An 18,521-nucleotide genomic window follows, 5' to 3' on the forward strand; every position below is an offset into this window, starting at 1 on the left:
AACCAACCTTTAATAGAGTTTTTCTATTATATCATCTGTATCTGATAAAAATCTCATATGAGCATGTGCTGACAGAGGCAGGGATATAATGATAGAATATTATTGAATGAATACTCATTCACAATAGGAGGGAGAAACATGGAAAAAAAGGCGGTTATCATTACCGGCGGGTCAAGCGGCATGGGAAAAGCGATGGCAAAAAAACAGGCTGAATTAGGGTGGCACGTTATGGTGACAGGGAGAAACCATGAAGCACTTGAGGAAACAAAAAAAGAAATTCAGACCTTTGAGGGACAGGTCGCTTGTTTTCAAATGGATGTCCGTTCCGATTCCGCCGCTTCAGACATGATTAAAGAAGCGATAAAAGCCTTTGGCCGGCTTGACGCGCTGATTAACAACGCGGCCGGAAACTTTATTTGTCCGGCAGAAAAGCTGACGCCCAATGGATGGAAAGCCGTTATTGAGATTGTTTTAAACGGCACATTTTTTTGCAACCAAGCAGCGGCAAGGCACTGGATTGACCAGAAGCAGCAGGGTGTCATTTTAAATATGGCAGCCACGTACGCTTGGGGAGCGGGAGCGGGGGTCGTTCATTCCGCTGCAGCCAAAGCAGGGGTATTGTCACTGACAAGAACGCTGGCCGTTGAGTGGGGGAGCAAGTACGGCATCCGCACAAACGCGATAGCCCCCGGACCGATTGAACGAACAGGCGGTGCGGAGAAGCTATTTGAATCGGAAAAAGCGATGGCCCGCACGATGAACAGTGTGCCGCTCGGCCGATTGGGCACACCGGAGGAAATCGCCGCTTTGGCAGCGTTTTTGCTTTCTGATGAAGCATCCTATATAAACGGGGATTGTATCACAATGGACGGGGGACAATGGCTGAATCCTTATCCGTTTTAAAGAATATTAATCTTTGGATTCAATGTGGTATAATCAGACAAAGATAGAGAAGCAGGTGATAACATGTTGGATCCACTTGATATTTTAACGAACATTGATGATGTCCTTCCATATTACCAGGCGATTTTCAGTGCCGAGGAACAGAAGGTCGTCGGATATGAGGTGCTTGGACGAATTTTGGCAGATTCAGAAATCCAAAGTCTCGGGCCCTTCTTTTTAGATGCAGGGATACCCGAAGAATATAAATTAGAGGTTGATAACAGAATTATCCGCCAGGCTCTTGACCGCTTTTTAGAGGCGGATTCTGATCTGCTGATTTTTATGAATCAGGATGCCAATCTGCTGATGCTGGATCATGGTGAAAGCTTTCTGGAGCTTCTGAAAGAATATGAAGCGAAGGGAATCGAACTCCACCGTTTTGTGCTTGAAATTACAGAGCACAATTTTGAAGGGGATATTGAGCAGCTCTACCATATGCTTGCATACTATCGTACATACGGAATTAAAATCGCAGTTGACAACATCGGAAAAGAAAGCAGCAACTTGGACAGAATCGCGCTGCTCTCACCAGATCTGTTAAAAATCGATTTGCAGGCGCTGAAAGTGTCACAGCCGTCACCGTCATATGAGCATGTGCTGTACAGCATCTCTTTATTAGCGAGAAAAATCGGTGCGGCGCTGCTGTATGAAGACATTGAGGCGAACTTCCAGCTTCAGTACGCTTGGAGAAACGGAGGCCGCTATTTTCAGGGCTATTACTTGGTGTCTCCATCTGAAACGTTTCTAGAGAGAGATGTATTGAAACAAAGACTTAAAACTGAATTTCACCAATTTATCACACATGAGAAAAAGAAACTGGAAACAGTCTATGAGCACTCCGAACAGTTTTACAAACGAGTGCATCAGGCTGTGACCTCTTTGAGAAAAAACAATCTGTCTTCTGATGATGACTTTATTAAAAAGCTGGCGGAAGAGCTGACAGATTGCAGCTTCAGGATTTACATGTGTGATGAAGAAGGCGATCAGCTGACGGGAAATGTGTTTAAGCAAGATGGAGAATGGATTTATCAGCCGGAATATGCGGAGAAAAACTGGAGCTGGCGCCTTATTTTCTGGAGAACATTATGAGAATGAGAAATCTCAGAAAAGGTTTTTTCAGTGATCTGTATAGTGATTTGGAAACAGGTGAAATGATTAGAACGTTTTCGTATCCGATGGAGGATCAGGTGTATTTATTTATAGACTTGCCTTATTCATATTTATATGAGCAGGATGGATTGATTTAACGGCTGAGAGGCCGTTTTTTTTATGAATTGAAAAAAATATCAAAAAACAATTGACATTGATACTGAGAATCATTATCATTTAATTATAGAGAGAAGCTACTCTCTGTTCCCCAACCCCTCTATCAGATCAAGATCCGAAAAAACTTGGCGCTACCCCCGCCAAGTTTTTTATTTGTCAAAGCATAGGACAATCCAATGAAACAATAAACCTAACTAGTGGTAAACGTTTAACACGGGGAGAAACATTCAGTGCCGAACACCCCTGACACTGCTGCACGGGTGAGGAGGAAAATTCGTTCTGAAATGATTATTTATTTCAGGTCCGTGTTTACTCTATCCAGCATGACTCCCATTGATTATGGCCACGCGGGACTTCACCAGAAAATTCAAAAGAAGGTTTTGACAAAGTTGCAAAAAGGCATTCTTAATGCTGCAAAGATTCGAAAAAAATTATAATTGTGTGCATGACATTCAAAAAAAGCCTCAAACTAAAGAAAAATAGTTTTTTTCACTTTTTTTCTTTGCTTAAATTCAGCAGTGAAAATGCCATCCTGTCCGACTTTATGGTATGATGCTCAATAGAACTTGTATTATAATAAATACTTGTTGATTTGAAGTTGCTTTTTGAAAGGAGTCTTTTTTTAGAATGTCACAATTAATGGGTATCATCACACGGCTGCAAAGTCTGCAAGAAACAGCGGAAGCGGCTAACGAGCCAATGCAACGCTATTTCGAAGTGAATGGTGAGAAAATATGCAGTGTTAAATATTTCGAAAAAAATCAAACGTTTGAACTGACGGTTTTCCAAAAAGGTGAAAAACCTAACACATATCCGTTTGATAATATCGACATGGTTTCCATCGAAATCTTTGAACTTCTTCAGTAAGATTCCTGAAATAGGGGGGAACAAGCTTCCGCCTTTGCAAAAGTAATCGAAATAAACGGTAAGGAACATACTTGTTTCATGGTTGTAAATCCTTGAAAAGGAGTGTCGTGATGGCTGATTCTTTTCTGTTTTATAATCTTTCAGAAGCACAGATGACCTTTCAAGATGTGATGGAACGGCTTAAAGCCTTTGTTCAAAAGGACCCCCGTTCTTCTTATGTGTTATCGATCGGAACCGATTCACAGGTTTACCGCGATTACACAAAGTTTATTACCGCATTGCATTTGCATCGTACAGGCAAGGGAGCTTGGGGCTGCTTGAAAAATCATACAGTCGACAGACCCATACATAGCCTTCGGGAGAAGATTTCGTTAGAAACGGCGTACAGCCAAGAAACGGCCGCTCATATTCTTGATGGACACTTAATGGATATTACCGATCTGCTCCTGCCCTTTACCGGTGAGGGGGCGGATCTTACCTTTGAAGTTCACTTGGATATTGGGAAAAAAGGGCTTACAAAAGATCTGATCCAAGAAATGACTGGACGTATTACCTCCATGGGGATTGAGGCCAAAATAAAGCCGGATTCATACACTGCCTTCAGCTATGCAAATCGTTTCACAAAATAATTTGGCTGGAAAAGCCAAGGTAAATGTCGAATTATGCGGTTGACGTTTGTTATCTGATTACTTATTCTAGCGGTAGAGCTGAAAGTAAGTTGTCTTGCTTTCAGAGGTATTCAGTATAAAACAGGGGGCCTGATTGCGAATGAGTCTTATCGGTGAACGATTTACAGAAGAAGAACAAAAACTTCTGCTGAATATCCTGATCAACCATGAGTATGCCATCGAGCTATTAAGCAGTGAGATCAACGATATAGAGACAGGGACCAAAAACGTTGACGGAACCACCTACAAAAAACTTGTAACGCTATACGACCGATTTCGATTTGAAAATTAATGGGACACCCTATAATTGATACTCCACAAAGAGTATCTTTTTTATTGAAAGGAAACTTTTCGACAAATACTGATAAAGTTTATATTATTGCAATATAGGGAATGTATTGATGATGAAAATGAAAAGGGGTCGAAAACATGATAAGCTTACAATCAGATCAACTTCTTGAGGCAACAGTCGGACAATTTATGATTGAGGCAGACAAAGTAGCGCACGTGCAAGTCGGAAATAACCTTGAGCATGCATTATTAGTATTGACAAAAACCGGATACACAGCCATCCCGGTTCTGGATCCTTCCTATCGTTTACATGGCTTAATCGGGACAAATATGATCATGAACAGTATTTTTGGGCTTGAGCGAATTGAGTTTGAAAAGCTTGACCAAATCACTGTTGAGGAAGTCATGCTGACTGACATTCCGCGCCTGCATATCAATGATCCGATTATGAAGGGATTCGGCATGGTCATTAATAACGGATTTGTCTGTGTTGAAAATGACGAGCAGGTTTTTGAAGGGATTTTTACGAGAAGAGTCGTTTTAAAGGAATTGAATAAGCATATACGCTCATTGAATAAGTAGGCTGTACAGCCTATTTTTATTATATAGGCAGAGTGAAAAAGAAAGCGCATACATAATTTAAACGAGAATAGGGCTTGAATAAGAAACTAAGATTTTATTAGAATGGGAGATAAGAAAAACTTATTGATAACAAAAAGGAGGACGACATGCAGCTTCAAGAGCTTCATATGCTCGTAGTTTTAGCTGAGGAATTAAATATGAGAAAGGCGGCAGAACGGCTTTTTGTATCTCAGCCGGCTTTATCTCAGCGCTTACAAACCATTGAAAAGGCGTGGGGAACAAAAATCTTTTTAAGATCCCAAAAAGGATTAACGGTAACGCCCGCCGGTGAGAAAATCATTCAGTTTGCGAATGATGTGACATTAGAGCAGGAAAGAATAAGAGAAAATATTGACGAGCTTGAAGGTGAAATTCACGGCACGTTGAAGCTTGCCGTCGCCTCCATAATCGGTCAGCATTGGCTCCCTAAAGTCCTGAAGACGTATGTGGAAAAGTATCCGAATGCAAAGATCTCGCTCATAACCGGGTGGAGCAGCGAAATGCTGAAAAGCTTGTATGAGGATCAGGTTCATATCGGCATTATAAGAGGCAACCCTGAGTGGAAGGGGCGCAAAGATTACTTAATGACAGATCATCTGTATTTAGTGGATACTGAAATTTCCTGCATCGAAGATATTGCCCATACAGAACGGCCGTTTATCCAGTTTAAAAGTGATAGCACTTATTTTCAGGAAATTCAGCACTGGTGGCATCAAAAATTTAAAACGTCGCCGAAACAGACGATATTGGTTGATCAGATTGAAACGTGCAAACAGATGGCGCTGCACGGAATCGGTTATGCTATTTTGCCGTCTGTTACCCTTCAAAATGAAGATAAAGTGAATAAAATGCCTCTTTTAGACATGAAAGGGCATCCGATCGGTCGGGATACATGGTTATTAGGCTATGAGCCTGCCTTTGAACTGAAACAAGTTCAAGCTTTTGTACAAGTGATAAAGGATATGCTGGATCAGGAAAATCCATTTTAAAGACAGCGAGGTGCTGTCTTTTTTTTTATTTATCTGTTGACAATGAAAATCATTATCATTTAAAGTGATACATATGATATTGAAAATCATTATCAATTAATGGGGTGATAACATGGCTAAAGCCTTGATTACATATGCCAGCATGTCAGGAAATACAGAAGACATTGCCTTCATAATAAAAGATACGCTTCAGGAATATGAGTTGGATATCGATTGTGTCGAGATAGATGATGTGGATGCGTCTTGTTTAACCTCCTATGATTATGTACTGATTGGCACCTATACGTGGGGGGACGGCGATTTGCCCTACGAAGCGGAGGATTTTTTCGAAGAGGTCAAACAGCTTCAGCTTAATGGTTTAAAAACAGCCTGCTTCGGGTCTGGCGATTATTCTTATCCACAGTTTTGCGAAGCGGTGAATTTGTTCAATGCCATGCTGCAAGAGGCGGGAGCTGCTGTTTACCAGGAAACACTAAAAATTGAATTAGCGCCTGAAACAGATGAAGATGTGGAAAGCTGCCGAGCGTTTGCGAGAGGTTTTCTTGCATGGGCAGATTATATGAACAAGGAAAAAAGCCATGTTTCATAAAGGAGCAACTGCTGTTACGGCATCGGCGTTTTCTGGATATTTTGTGGCGGTACAAAGAGAAGGCATTTTTCATTATTCTTTGGAGCGGGGCTGGAGAAAGCTTTTTCGTTTGAAAAGTAAGATACACTGTATCAGCTACATAGGGCCTTACTTATTTGGCGTCGGTGAAAAGGGAACAGTCATTCGTTCGGCTGATGAAGGGAAAACCTGGACGATGTCGAGCTTTCCGACAAATGCAACAGTGTGGGCGATTACCGGCAGAAACAACGGGTTTGTCTGCGCCCACGGTAAGCATTGTATTTATGTATCGGATGATTTTGGTGTCTCATGGCGCGTAGCCAAACCTTTTGCCGAATTTCATAATCCCCCTGTTATCCGGTCGCTATGCCTTCACGGGGGCAATCTTTTTATCGGCACGCAAATACACGAATATTTTGGCGGCATTTGGGCTTACGACATTAAGCGTGACAATGTCCAAGTTGTCAAAAAAGAAAAAAACCGGATGACGGCATCCATGCTCGTGTTCAATGAAGATTGGCTGGTGGCGGCGATGGGTTCTGTGAAAGGAAAGCACGGTGCTGTCACTGTACGGAATCTTTTGAATGGTGAAGAATTCATCATTCAATCCAGCATGATCAGAATAGAAGAATCATTTCTTGATCTTTCAGAGGATGATGGCATTATATATGTCACTACAACACAAGATGAAAATGGTTTTTCGAGAATTTACCAGGCTGATCTCGAAGCCCGGTCGTTAAAATGGTTCGATACCATTAAGGGGCATGGATGGAGAGTGGCCAATCAGAAAGAGAATTTCTTTTGCGCAGGCTTGTATGAATGTAAATTTGTCCAGCCGTACGAGGTTTCAGCAATGATTCATTAGAGGAGGAACAAGGAATTGGCGAAGATTTTGCTCGTTTATGCAACAATGTCAGGCAATACTGAAGCAATGGCAGATTTGATTGAAAAGGGGCTTCAGGAGGCGGAAGCAGAAGTAGACCGTTTCGAAGCAATGGATATTGATGATGCCCAGCTGTTTACCGATTATGACCATATCATAATGGGAACCTATACGTGGGGAGACGGAGATCTGCCTGATGAATTTTTAGATCTGGCTGAAGACATGGAGGAGATTGATTTTTCCGGCAAAACATGCGCTGTATTCGGTTCCGGTGATACAGCATATGAATTTTTCAGCGGAGCGGTTGATACGCTAGAGGCAAAAATAAAAGAACGCGGTGGAGACATTGTGCTGCCTTCGGTAAAAATCGAAAATAATCCAGAAGGTGAAGAAGAGGAAGAATTAATAAACTTCGGGAGACAATTCGCAAAGAAAAGCGGGTGCGCTGTCTGATCACTCACTGGGAACTGCTAAAACGGCTGTTCCTTTTTTTCTTGTCTTTGTATCTTTCCTTTGATACAGTAATGAGGTAGAAAATCAGGAGGAGGACTATACATATGAAAATGATGGACGCAAATGAAATTATTTCATTTATTCAAAATAGTACAAAATCTACACCTGTAAAGGTTTACGTGAAAGGTGAGCTGGAAGGAATCAATTTCGGCGAATCTGCGAAAGCTTTTATCAACGGAAACACTGGTGTCGTTTTCGGTGAGTGGAGCGAAATCCAAACAGCAATCGAAGAAAACCAAAGCAAAATCGAAGACTATGTGGTTGAAAATGACCGCCGCAATTCTGCGATCCCAATGCTTGATCTTAAAAACATCAAAGCGCGGATTGAGCCGGGCGCGATCATCCGCGACCAAGTTGAAATCGGTGATAACGCAGTTATCATGATGGGTGCTTCTATTAATATCGGTTCAGTCATCGGCGAAGGCACAATGATTGATATGAACGTTGTGCTTGGCGGACGAGCTACTGTTGGAAAAAACTGCCATATCGGCGCGGGTTCTGTACTTGCGGGCGTTATTGAGCCGCCATCCGCTAAACCGGTTGTGATTGAAGACGACGTCGTAATCGGCGCAAATGCTGTTGTGCTTGAAGGTGTAACAGTAGGTAAAGGAGCTGTTGTTGCTGCGGGAGCGATCGTGGTAAATGACGTTGAGCCATACACTGTCGTTGCAGGCACACCAGCTAAAAAAATCAAAGACATTGATGAAAAAACAAAAGGCAAAACTGAAATCAAGCAGGAATTACGCCAGCTGTAAGGAAAAGTTTGATAAAAAAGGCGTGGATAATGTATCCACGCCTTATTCGTATAGGCAGGAGGAATAGAAATGAAGAAAGAGGAGCTCATCGCAATTCGCAGAGATCTGCATCGTATACCGGAGCTTGGATTTCAGGAGTTCAAAACCCAGCAGTATTTATTACATGTCTTGGAACAATATCCCCAAGACAGAATTGAAATTGAGAAATGGCGAACAGGGCTTTTTGTAAAAGTGAACGGGACGGCGCTGAAAAAAATGCTGGCGTACAGAGCGGATATCGACGCGCTTTCTATAGAAGAGCAAACTGGTCTTCCATTCGCATCAGAGCATCACGGCAACATGCACGCCTGCGGCCACGATTTGCATATGACGATTGCACTCGGCATTATTGATCATTTTGTTCACCACCCAGTCAAACATGATTTGCTTTTTCTGTTTCAGCCGGCAGAGGAAGGGCCTGGCGGTGCGGAACCAATGCTTGAGAGCGATGTATTAAAAAAATGGCAGCCTGATTTCATCACTGCGCTTCATATTGCTCCAGAGCTTCCGGTAGGCACCATTGCGACAAAAAGCGGCCTTCTATTTGCGAATACATCAGAGCTAGTCATCGATCTGGAAGGCAGAGGGGGACATGCGGCATATCCGCATTTGGCGGAGGATATGGTTGTAGCGGCAAGTACACTTGTCACCCAGCTGCAAACGATTATCTCTAGAAACACAGATCCGCTAGACAGTGCTGTTATTACAGTTGGTACCATTACCGGAGGCTCGGCACAAAATATCATTGCGGAAACGGCCCACCTGGAAGGCACGATCCGCACGCTTTCTGAAGAATCGATGAAACAGGTAAAGGAACGGATTGAAGATGTGGTGAAAGGAATCGAAATCGGATTTCGCTGCAAAGGAAAAGTGACATATCCGTCTGTTTATCACCAAGTTTACAATACGAGCGGATTAACAGAAGAATTTATGTCTTTTGTTGCTGAACATCAACTGGCAACAGTAATTGAAGCAAAAGAAGCTATGACTGGAGAGGATTTTGGCTACATGCTGAAAAAATATCCCGGCTTCATGTTCTGGCTCGGCGCTGATTCTGAACATGGGCTTCATCATGCTAAGCTGAATCCCGATGAAAATGCGATAGAAACAGCGGTTAATGTCATGACAGGTTATTTTTCTGTTTATGCCAATTAAGTACAAATGAAAGAATAAAATTCCATAAAATGAGCACTCTAGTAAACGGAGGTGTTCAAAAATGGCTAAAAAAATTGGAATTGAACAATCGTTATCAGATGTAGAAGCTGCTTTAAAAGAAAAAGGATATGACGTTGTAATGATGAAAAGCCCTGCTGATGCTCAAGGCTGTGACTGCTGTGTCGTAACAGGTCTTGATAATAATGTGCAAGGGATAGCCGATACGGTAACACAAGCACCTGTCATTACAGCTTCCGGGATGACGGCTGAAGAAATTTGCAGCGAAGTTGAAAGCAGAATTCAGTAATATAAAAACCGAAGCAAAAAGCTTCGGTTCTTTTATTTATTCTGTTTCTTTAGGGAAAGCGCGGTCGAACGCGTTCTTTATTTCTTTTCTCAACACTCGTTCGACTCGCCACTGTTCCATATTTTCTGTTTTGGCAATGACCCTGATTACAATTTCGGAAGTCCCCAGTTCTTGAATCCCGATGACATTTGGGCATTCTTTTATTTGTGGAAGAGCCGCTGCCGTTTCATCACAAACCTGCTGTAAAATATGAATCATTTCATCAATGTTTCTTTCAGCCGGCACTTTAATATCAACAAGAGCCTGCATGGTACCACGAGAATGATTACTCACGTTTGTGATGTTTCTGTTGGGGATGTAATGCAATGTTCCGTCAAAGCTGCGGATTTGAGTTGTTCTTAAGCCAACCTGCTCGACAATTCCGTCAAAGGTGGAAACGGTAATATAGTCTCCGACATCCAATTGTTTCTCAAGCAAAATAAAAAAACCTGTCACGATGTCACTGACAAGCCCTTGGGCGCCAAATCCGACAGCCAGGCCGACGATTCCTGCCCCCGCTAAAAGAGCGCTTGGATCATAATGAAACAAATCTAGAACCATGACGAAGAATATAAAAATCAAAGTATAAGCAAATATGTTAAGAGTCAGGCTTCGGAGCGTATGTGCACGTCCGATAGACAAGCTATTCTGCTCCTCGAATTTTGCAAACAGATGTTTAATGATTTTCATGCCTAATGATCGAACGATAAAATAGAGCAATATCATAATGGCGAGTTTAATGAGCAGAACACCGGCATTTGTAATCAGTCCCGCCCAATCATATTGTTTAATAAAGTCCATGTTGAGCTCCTTTTCTAATTGATTGCTGCACATTGAGGCTAGTTACCCTGTACATGACCATGTTAAACGTTTTATTCAAAAATGTCGAAGCCAAAGACATGCATGATTTGTTAAAAATTGACTCAGGAAATCTACTTTTATATAATGGCATTGCAATATAACTAAAAATGGTTAATCACCCTTTATTTTCAAGCTATTTCGACCTTTAAGCCAAACAATAAATTGGAGGGATACATATGGCAGAACGTATGGTAGGTAAACAAGCTCCTCGTTTTGAAATGGAAGCAGTCCTTGCAAGCAAAGAATTCGGCAAAGTAAGTCTTGAGGAAAACATGAAAAACGACAAATGGACAGTGCTGTTCTTCTATCCAATGGACTTCACTTTTGTTTGTCCGACAGAAATTACAGCAATGTCCGACCGCTATGACGAGTTCGAAGATCTTGATGCAGAAGTCTCATCGGAGTTTCAACTGATACCATCCATACTCATTTAGCTTGGATCAATACAGACCGCAAAGAAAACGGTCTTGGCCAGCTGAAATACCCGCTTGCTGCTGATACAAACCATGAGGTATCCCGGGAATATGGCGTCTTAATCGAAGAAGAAGGTGTGGCTTTGCGCGGATTGTTTATTATTAATCCTGAAGGGGAGCTTCAATATCAAACTGTTTTCCACAACAACATTGGGCGTGATGTTGATGAAACGCTTCGTGTTCTCCAGGCGCTGCAAACTGGCGGACTCTGTCCGGCTAACTGGAAACCAGGCCAAAAAACACTTTAATTCTTTCCAAGAACGAAAAGCGGTCTAGCATATTCGTTAGGCCTTTCTGTTAAATAGGAGGGAAAAAGCAATGAAATTACGTCAGCCCATGCCGGAATTGACGGGAGAAAAAGCTTGGTTAAATGGTGAAGTGACGAGAAGGCATTTGATTGGGGAAAAGCCGACGCTTATTCATTTCTGGTCCATCAGCTGCCACTTGTGCAAAGAAGCGATGCCGCAAGTGAATGAATTTCGTGATAAATATCAAGATCAACTGAATGTTGTAGCTGTGCATATGCCTCGTTCCGAAGATGATCTTGACCTTGGTAAAATTAAAGAAACAGCTGCTGAACACGATATCACTCAGCCGATTTTTGTTGACAGTGACCATGCTTTAACCGATGCATTTGAAAATGAATATGTACCTGCATATTATGTGTTTGATAAAACAGGACAGCTCCGTCACTTCCAAGCCGGCGGGAGCGGTATGAAAATGCTTGAAAAACGTGTGAACCGCGTTCTGGCTGAAACGGAATAGGTATCTGACTAAATAGTATTTCCTAAAAACCTGATCACATCAGGTTTTTTATTTGTGCAAAAAGCAATGGAAGAAGAGTAAGAAGCTTATTTTTCCAAATTTGGGTATAGGAATTGATGATTTGTTTGATTGATACGCTAAAAAACACAGCTGATTTTTGATGTTTTTCCTCAATTTTAGATAAATCTCATATCTCATAACTCGAAAATTGTAGATATTACACTAAATTTCTTTAAAGAAGTAAGTAAAATATATATTTTCAACATTATACCAAATAAACTAGAAAGACCCTTGACCCCTTGAGAATAAAGGACTCTTTTGAAAAATAAAACTTTTTCAGAAAATAAGGAATTTTTCATAGAGTAAATATAATAGTAAAATGCTAAAATAATAGTTGATAAAATTACTTTTGTAATCTAATATCTTAATTAAAGATGTTAATTTTGATAGGGGGTACATTGAGGAATGTTTAATGAAAGAGAAGCTTTGCGCTTGCGGTTAGAACAATTAAATGAAGCTGAAGTGAAAGTCATTCGTGAATATCAAATTGAACGTGATAAAATATACGCAAAATTAAGAGAGCTGGACAGAAATGGAAGCCCTTCCGAAATCAAAAAGGATTTCCGTTCTGAAAAAAAACCTGACTCTCTGCCGGTTCTCGCTGAGCTTGCGGCTCAGGAAATCAGAAGCTATCAGCCGCAATCACAGCAGCAGTCTGTTCAGCCTCAGCTTCAATCTATTTCCTCTCTTCCTGCCGGTATACCAGACGGAACAACACGAAGAAGAAGAGGAACGGCAAGACCGGGATCAAAAGCAGCTAAGCTGCGTGAAGCTGCTATTAAAACATTAAAACGCCACAACGCGGCGATTAAGAGCTCGGAGCTTCAAAAAGAGATTGAAAAAGAAAGCGGTCTTGAAATCCCTAATATGACAACGTTTATGCAAAGCTTAATTAAAATGTACCCGGAAGTGAAAAAGCCATATCGCGGGCAGTACATTTTAGAGGGTGAAATCGAATCTGCAGAATCAGCAAATGAATAAATATAAAGAAAAACTGCTTGGCATCGCTCAAGCAGTTTTTTTATTGAGGTTTTTTCTGTGAAGGTTTGTTTTCTTTTTCAAGATTAAGCTTATACACCCACTTTTGATAAGGCTTTTCTTCAGCGGCTCTGTTTTTCAGCTCTTCGATTGTATGGCTCTTGGCCTGGTCTGATGATTGGGCGCGGGCAAGCTGTTTTTGAAGCACATGTATCTGTTTGGTGACATCTTCAAGGATGGTCTCTACATGATTTGGCTGCGCGTAGACCGCTGGAGCTTCTTCTTCCGTTTTTTCTTTTTGTGTCGTGCCGCCATCAATATCAGCAAAATGAGAAGCAATCCAGGCATCGCTTTCATCAAGCTGCCGTTTATACGATATAATAGTTTCGTGAAATAATTTTTCTTTCGTTTTTTCTATGTCTAGCAGTCTTTCTTTCGTTTCTATGATTCGATCTTTCATATGATCAACTTCTATTTTAATATGTTTTAGCTGATATTCTTTTTCTACCATTTGCTCTTTAAGACGCCCATTTTCGGCTTTTATCAATTCGGCTTGCTGTTTTGCCTGAAGCAGTGCATTTTGTTCCTGCTCAATTGAGGCTTGAAGTTCGCTGATCCGTTTATGAAGATTTTTATTTTCTTCTTCGATTTTGACTTTAGCAATATGAAGTTTATGTTTTTCTTCGATTTCGGCTCTGCGTTTATAGGTTTCAGCAGATAGAAGCTCCTGCAAAACAACGATTTTATCAAGCAATTCAGCTCTTATTTGGTGCAGGGTTTGGCTGGTGTGGGAGGCATGTTTTTCTTTTGTTGACATATGTGTTAATTCGGCAGACAGCTGCTGGAGTTTTTCTTTCATATCGTTATTTTCTTTGAGCAGTTTGTTATTTTTCTGATGAAAGTAGCTTGCTTCAAGTTCAGAAATCAGCTTATGGCACCTTGAAAGCTCGGATTTTAAATAAAGGTTCTCCTGAGACACGTCGTGGAAAAAAGGACCTGATCTTTTCATTCGAACCATCTCCCTCATGATGTTAACACTACAATATGCAAATACTGAACAGCTATTCCTCTTTAATAAACAGACAAGCAGTAGCGTTGAGCCTTTGCTTTTGCTATGCTTTTAACGAAACTAGAGGTGAGATGATTTGAAGCATGTACACGTACTGCTGGCAGGGGGAGTCTCGCGGCGATTTGGAGAACCGAAGGCGTTTGTCAAATGGAAGGGCAGGATGCTTTATGAATGCGCTAAAGAGGCACTTGGAGAACATACGGTTATCATCAGCCGTCCCGAATTTATTGATAGATTTCAAGAAAACGGTGAAAATGAAGTGTATCAAGATGCTGAGCCATTTCAAGGCATGGGGCCATTGGCTGGTATATATACCGCTTTTAAAAAGACAGACGGTGATCTTTATACTGTTCTTTCCTGTGACACACCGCTGATACAAAGAAGGACGATGCTGGAGCTCAAACGTCTGATGACTGCCGGTGCGGACGCGGTAGTCCCAATTTCAGACGGACAAGTGCAGCCATTGATTGCGATTTACCACAAACGTATCATGCCAGTTCTATACGATCAGCTTTCTGAGAAGAGGTTGAGAATATCAGATTTATTAGGCAGAATTTCGGTTTGTTACGTACAGGCTGAAAATATCGGAGCAAACCCGGCAGAGTTTATCAACATTAATACACGTGATGATTTTAGCTGTTTGGAAGAAAAATCGAATTCCCTCAAGCGGGACTGACGGGGCAATAACATGATAAGATGACATAAAAGATAAGGAGAACAGGTTTGATGGAGGAACGTTATTCACGGCAAATCAGATTTAAGCAAATTGGGGAAGAGGGTCAGAAAAGACTGGCAGACAGCCATGTGCTGATTGTCGGAGCGGGAGCGCTCGGCACTGCAGGAGCTGAAGGGCTTTCGAGAGCGGGAGTCGGTACTATTACCATTATTGACCGTGACTATGTGGAGTGGACCAATCTTCAAAGGCAGCAGCTTTATACAGAAAGCGATGCCAAACTCCGCATGCCGAAAGCCATGGCTGCCAAAGAGCATCTATCAGCGATTAACAGCGAAATACATATTGATGCGTATGTTACCGAAGGAACAGCCGAAACGCTTGAGCCGCTGATTGAAAAAGCAGATGTCGTGATCGACGCGACAGATAATTTTGAAACCCGCATGCTGATAAACGATCTTGCCCAGAAAACAAAGACACCTTGGGTCTATGGCGCCTGTGTAAGCAGCCAGGGAATGTTCATGACGGTCATTCCCGGAGAAACCCCTTGTCTGTCTTGTTTGTTTGAGCAAATTCCTGTCGGCGGGGCGACGTGTGATACTGCCGGCATTATTCCGCCTGCTGTGCATATCGTTTCAGCATATCAGCAGGCTGAGGCATTAAAGCTGTTAACCGGCCAAATAGAAGCAATACAGCGGGGTTTTGTGACATTTGATGTCTGGAACAATTCGCATATGAAGATTAACGTTAATCATGTACGCCGTGAGGAATGCCCATCTTGCGGAGCTAATGCGGTATATCCTTATCTTCAGGATTGGAACACACCAAAAGCTGCTGTATTATGCGGCCGTGATACAGTGCAGGTAAGGTCAGAATCATTAAAAAGAATCCCGAAACAGGAGCTCATTAAGCGGCTGAAAACAATCGGCAAGGTCGAGGCCAATGCGTTTTTGCTGCATATTTTTTACGAGGATTTCAGAATTGTCATTTTCAATGATGGACGGGCACTGGTGCATGGAACAAATGATGTGAAAGAAGCCAACTCCGTGTTGGCAAGAGTGATTGGATTGTAACAACAGGAGGGGTCAGAATGCTGGAGAAAAGAACACCGATACCGGTAGACGAGGCAGTTCGGCGTGTCTGCCATTTTCAAAAACAAGGTGAAACAGAATGGGTGGCGCTTGAAGACAGCCTTCATCGGTTTTTAGCCGAAGATATAACTGCGGATCACCACGTACCTGCGTTTGACCGTTCGCCATACGATGGTTTTGCTGTCAGAGCGTGCGATACGGCAGAAGCTTCACGTGAAAACCCAGTTCGGTTTGAAGTTATTGACCATATTGGAGCGGGAGCAGTATCTGAAAAAGAACTTGGCCCGTTTCAGGCCGTGCGGATTATGACTGGCGCGCAAATCCCTGAAGGGGCAGATGCAGTCGTCATGATTGAACTGACTCAAGCCTTTGAGGAGAATGGGAAGTCATTTATGTCTTTAAAACGCCGCTTTCAGACGGGGGATAATATTTCAAAAACAGGTGAGGACGCTCAAAAAGGGAGTGTTTTACTGAGAAAGGGCACCCGGGTGACACCAGGAGTGACGGCTCTTTTGGCAACATTCGGATACGCATCTGTGCCTGTCGTGAGAAAGCCTGTAGTCGGGATTATCGCAACCGGTACCGAATTGCTGAATGTCAGTGATCCGCTGGAACCGGGAAAAATCCGCAACAGCAATGCGAGTATGGTATATGCGCAAGCGATAGAAGCAGGCGCAACACCGCTTTATTTAGGGAAAATCTCTGATGAATTGGATAAAAGCTTTGCTGCAGTTAAAGAAGCGATGAAAAAGGTGGATTTCCTGATCACAACTGGCGGTGTGTCAGTCGGTGACTTTGACTTTTTGCCTGCGATCTATGAAAAACTTGGAGCGGACGTGCTGTTTAATAAAGTTGCCATGCGCCCGGGCAGCGTGACAACGGTGGCGCATGCAAACGATATGCTGCTGTTTGGCCTTTCAGGTAATCCGTCGGCATGCTATGTCGGTTTTGAACTGTTTGTCAAACCAATAATCCAGACATGGCTGCTCAATGAAACACCGCATTCAATTTGTGCGGAAGCTGTTTTGATCAAGGATTTTCCGAAGCCGAACCCATTTACCCGATTTGTTCGTGCGTTCGTGCACCATCAGGAAGGGAAGCTGTTGGCGACACCCGTTGGCTTAGATAAGTCGAGCTCTGTCACATCACTTGCAGATGCCAATGCATTTATTATCCTGCCGGGCGGCACGCGAGGCTACGAATCTGGCAGAACGGTTCAAGTGCTGCTCATCAGAGAAGAGAATGGAAGTGAATGGCCTTGGTCCGTCCTTTCCCGATCGTCCAAGTTGTAGGATTTCAAAACAGCGGGAAAACAACGTTTATTGAGCGCATTCTTGAAAAAGCCTCTGAACAGGGAGTCCATTTGGGCTGCCTGAAGCATCATGGTCACGGCGGTGAACCGCAAACGCTCACGGAAGGAAAAGACACGGACCGTTACAAGGCGGCAGGTGCTGATGTAACAGCGGTAGAAGGTGCTGGTGTGTTACAGCTGACTGCCCGCCGCAATTGGGATTTGGCACGGCTGATCGAGTTATACCAATTTCTCGAAACAGACTGTCTTCTGATTGAAGGCTTTAAAAAAGCCCCTTATCCTAAAGTGGTTATCCTAAGTGAAAAGGAAGATCTGGAAGCGCTGCAAGCAGTAAATATAATCGCCATCATCTATAGAAAAAAAAGAGCATATGACAGAGCATCAGGGATTACCCGTTTTTCATGCGGATGATCCGGTTGCCGTGGATTTTGTGCTTTCACAGCTGAAGGGGGAATCTGCATAATGGAACGGTTTGAGATTACGAAAACACCCATTAATACTGAAGACATCATCAAAAAAGTGGAGAAACGGGAAGCAGGAGCCATTACGACATTTATTGGTACGGTTCGGGAATGGACAAACGGAAAAAGAACGGTTCGGCTTGAATATGAGGCATATGAACCGATGGCCGTGCAAATGCTTGCTCAAATCGGCGCTGAAATCGAAGAAAAATGGGAAGGTGCCTCAGCTGCGATCACGCACCGTATAGGTGTGCTCGATATCGGTGAAGCAGCGGTAGTGATTGCTGTATCTTCTCCCCATCGAAAAGCCGCATATGAAGCCAATGAGTATGCGATTGAACGCATTAAACAGATTGTGCCGATTTGGAAAAAAGAAATTTGGGAAGACGGTGAGCAATGGATCGGCGACCAGCTAGAAACAACAGCTTATCCGAACGGAAAACCAGACCTAAGCGAGGGAGAGCAGCATGATTAAAATTCTTTTATTTGCAGGACTGGCTGAACAGGCCGGTACACAAGCAATAGAAATAGATGTGGAACAAGCAACCACAGATGAAATAAAAGCGAGTCTAAAAGAACAATACGGTCTTGAATCTATTGATACGGCTATGATTGCCGTTAACGAAAGCTATGTAAAAGAAAATACCTCTGTATCTTCGGGTGACACGGTAGCCATCATACCGCCGGTCAGCGGGGGATGAAAACCGGACGGCATTTCAGCCGTCCGGTTTTTCTGTATTTCATTGGCATATCCCCAAGTATCCCCAGCATACAATGATTTTCTGTAAGCGTTTATTCTACATATGTTACTCCCTATAAAGTAAGAGACTCACTCC

General features: G+C 42.6%; 21 protein-coding genes and 3 pseudogenes. 22 read left to right on the forward strand and 2 right to left on the reverse strand.

Annotated elements, in window-relative coordinates:
* Positions 1-138 precede the first annotated feature (138 nt).
* From fadH to AC0OMA_RS07885, 13 genes and pseudogenes are all read left to right on the forward strand, one after another.
* On the forward strand, positions 139-903 hold the full coding sequence (gene fadH / locus AC0OMA_RS07825) for a 2,4-dienoyl-CoA reductase (RefSeq protein ID WP_474222016.1): 765 nt from the start codon (positions 139-141) through the stop codon (positions 901-903).
* 63 nt (positions 904-966) lie between these two features.
* Positions 967-2,189 (forward strand): annotated as a pseudogene (locus AC0OMA_RS07830) (EAL domain-containing protein).
* 646 nt (positions 2,190-2,835) lie between these two features.
* Entirely contained in the window at positions 2,836-3,075 is a 240-nt protein-coding gene (locus AC0OMA_RS07835) for a YkuJ family protein (protein WP_003218671.1), read from the forward strand.
* Between the two features lie 110 nt (positions 3,076-3,185).
* Complete coding sequence (locus AC0OMA_RS07840; RefSeq protein WP_003232389.1) at positions 3,186-3,704, forward strand: ribonuclease H-like YkuK family protein; 519 nt, start codon at positions 3,186-3,188, stop codon at positions 3,702-3,704.
* Positions 3,705-3,837: 133 nt separating this feature from the next.
* On the forward strand, positions 3,838-4,035 hold the full coding sequence (gene abbA / locus AC0OMA_RS07845; protein WP_010886502.1) for an AbrB antirepressor AbbA: 198 nt from the start codon (positions 3,838-3,840) through the stop codon (positions 4,033-4,035).
* 137 nt (positions 4,036-4,172) lie between these two features.
* Entirely contained in the window at positions 4,173-4,616 is a 444-nt protein-coding gene (cbpB, locus tag AC0OMA_RS07850; protein ID WP_003218674.1) for a cyclic-di-AMP-binding protein CbpB, read from the forward strand.
* A 146-nt stretch (positions 4,617-4,762) separates the two neighbouring features.
* Positions 4,763-5,644 (forward strand): transcriptional regulator CcpC, encoded by an 882-nt coding sequence (gene ccpC, locus AC0OMA_RS07855; protein ID WP_003232387.1) that lies wholly within the window; start codon positions 4,763-4,765, stop codon positions 5,642-5,644.
* Between the two features lie 112 nt (positions 5,645-5,756).
* The gene (locus tag AC0OMA_RS07860) at positions 5,757-6,233 is read left to right on the forward strand and encodes a flavodoxin (protein WP_181219059.1); all 477 of its coding nucleotides are present in this window, start codon (positions 5,757-5,759) and stop codon (positions 6,231-6,233) included.
* Positions 6,223-7,116 (forward strand): exo-alpha-sialidase, encoded by an 894-nt coding sequence (locus tag AC0OMA_RS07865; RefSeq protein ID WP_181219061.1) that lies wholly within the window; start codon positions 6,223-6,225, stop codon positions 7,114-7,116. The genes AC0OMA_RS07860 and AC0OMA_RS07865 overlap by 11 nt, the downstream gene beginning before the upstream one ends.
* Positions 7,117-7,131: 15 nt before the next feature.
* On the forward strand, positions 7,132-7,587 hold the full coding sequence (locus AC0OMA_RS07870) for a flavodoxin (RefSeq protein ID WP_474222018.1): 456 nt from the start codon (positions 7,132-7,134) through the stop codon (positions 7,585-7,587).
* Positions 7,588-7,691: 104 nt separating this feature from the next.
* Positions 7,692-8,402, forward strand: coding sequence for a 2,3,4,5-tetrahydropyridine-2,6-dicarboxylate N-acetyltransferase (dapD, locus tag AC0OMA_RS07875; protein ID WP_003218680.1), 711 nt, complete (start codon positions 7,692-7,694; stop codon positions 8,400-8,402).
* Between the two features lie 69 nt (positions 8,403-8,471).
* The gene (locus AC0OMA_RS07880; protein WP_474222019.1) at positions 8,472-9,596 is read left to right on the forward strand and encodes an N-acetyldiaminopimelate deacetylase; all 1,125 of its coding nucleotides are present in this window, start codon (positions 8,472-8,474) and stop codon (positions 9,594-9,596) included.
* Between the two features lie 61 nt (positions 9,597-9,657).
* The gene (locus AC0OMA_RS07885; protein WP_003232382.1) at positions 9,658-9,903 is read left to right on the forward strand and encodes a YkuS family protein; all 246 of its coding nucleotides are present in this window, start codon (positions 9,658-9,660) and stop codon (positions 9,901-9,903) included.
* A 36-nt stretch (positions 9,904-9,939) separates the two neighbouring features.
* On the opposite strand, the gene mscT is transcribed toward AC0OMA_RS07885, so the two are convergent.
* Positions 9,940-10,743: a small-conductance mechanosensitive channel protein MscT gene (gene mscT, locus AC0OMA_RS07890; RefSeq protein WP_322839589.1), complete on the reverse strand. Its 804-nt coding sequence runs from the start codon at positions 10,741-10,743 to the stop codon at positions 9,940-9,942.
* 236 nt (positions 10,744-10,979) lie between these two features.
* Between mscT and ahpA the strand changes: the two are divergent.
* From ahpA to rok, 3 genes and pseudogenes are all read left to right on the forward strand, one after another.
* A pseudogene (ahpA, locus tag AC0OMA_RS07895) lies at positions 10,980-11,524 on the forward strand (biofilm-specific peroxidase AhpA).
* Between the two features lie 70 nt (positions 11,525-11,594).
* Positions 11,595-12,041, forward strand: coding sequence for a thiol-disulfide oxidoreductase YkuV (ykuV, locus tag AC0OMA_RS07900; protein ID WP_181219065.1), 447 nt, complete (start codon positions 11,595-11,597; stop codon positions 12,039-12,041).
* Between the two features lie 465 nt (positions 12,042-12,506).
* On the forward strand, positions 12,507-13,082 hold the full coding sequence (gene rok / locus AC0OMA_RS07905) for a transcriptional regulator Rok (protein WP_003232378.1): 576 nt from the start codon (positions 12,507-12,509) through the stop codon (positions 13,080-13,082).
* A gap of 40 nt (positions 13,083-13,122) precedes the next feature.
* Here rok and cse15 read toward each other — a convergent pair whose 3' ends face one another.
* Positions 13,123-14,088, reverse strand: a complete 966-nt coding sequence (cse15, locus tag AC0OMA_RS07910) for a spore protein Cse15 (RefSeq protein WP_100506091.1) — start codon at positions 14,086-14,088, stop codon at positions 13,123-13,125.
* Positions 14,089-14,224: 136 nt separating this feature from the next.
* Here cse15 and AC0OMA_RS07915 point away from each other — a divergent pair, with 136 nt between their 5' ends.
* The 6 genes and pseudogenes from AC0OMA_RS07915 to moaD all read left to right on the forward strand — a co-directional run bounded on the left by AC0OMA_RS07915 (position 14,225) and on the right by moaD (position 18,386).
* On the forward strand, positions 14,225-14,824 hold the full coding sequence (locus AC0OMA_RS07915; protein WP_474222021.1) for a molybdenum cofactor guanylyltransferase: 600 nt from the start codon (positions 14,225-14,227) through the stop codon (positions 14,822-14,824).
* A gap of 50 nt (positions 14,825-14,874) precedes the next feature.
* Positions 14,875-15,894 (forward strand): molybdopterin-synthase adenylyltransferase MoeB, encoded by a 1,020-nt coding sequence (locus tag AC0OMA_RS07920; RefSeq protein WP_015383546.1) that lies wholly within the window; start codon positions 14,875-14,877, stop codon positions 15,892-15,894.
* A gap of 17 nt (positions 15,895-15,911) precedes the next feature.
* The gene (locus AC0OMA_RS07925; RefSeq protein ID WP_015383547.1) at positions 15,912-17,204 is read left to right on the forward strand and encodes a molybdopterin molybdotransferase MoeA; all 1,293 of its coding nucleotides are present in this window, start codon (positions 15,912-15,914) and stop codon (positions 17,202-17,204) included.
* Positions 17,165-17,687 (forward strand): annotated as a pseudogene (gene mobB, locus AC0OMA_RS07930) (molybdopterin-guanine dinucleotide biosynthesis protein B). The gene AC0OMA_RS07925 and the pseudogene mobB overlap by 40 nt, the downstream one beginning before the upstream one ends.
* Complete coding sequence (locus AC0OMA_RS07935; protein WP_015715811.1) at positions 17,687-18,160, forward strand: molybdenum cofactor biosynthesis protein MoaE; 474 nt, start codon at positions 17,687-17,689, stop codon at positions 18,158-18,160. The pseudogene mobB and the gene AC0OMA_RS07935 overlap by 1 nt, the downstream one beginning before the upstream one ends.
* Positions 18,153-18,386 (forward strand): molybdopterin converting factor subunit 1, encoded by a 234-nt coding sequence (moaD, locus tag AC0OMA_RS07940; RefSeq protein ID WP_014476678.1) that lies wholly within the window; start codon positions 18,153-18,155, stop codon positions 18,384-18,386. Before AC0OMA_RS07935 ends, moaD begins: the two co-directional genes overlap by 8 nt.
* Positions 18,387-18,521 lie beyond the last annotated feature (135 nt).

Source organism: Bacillus sp. AMCV2 (assembly GCF_056033925.1).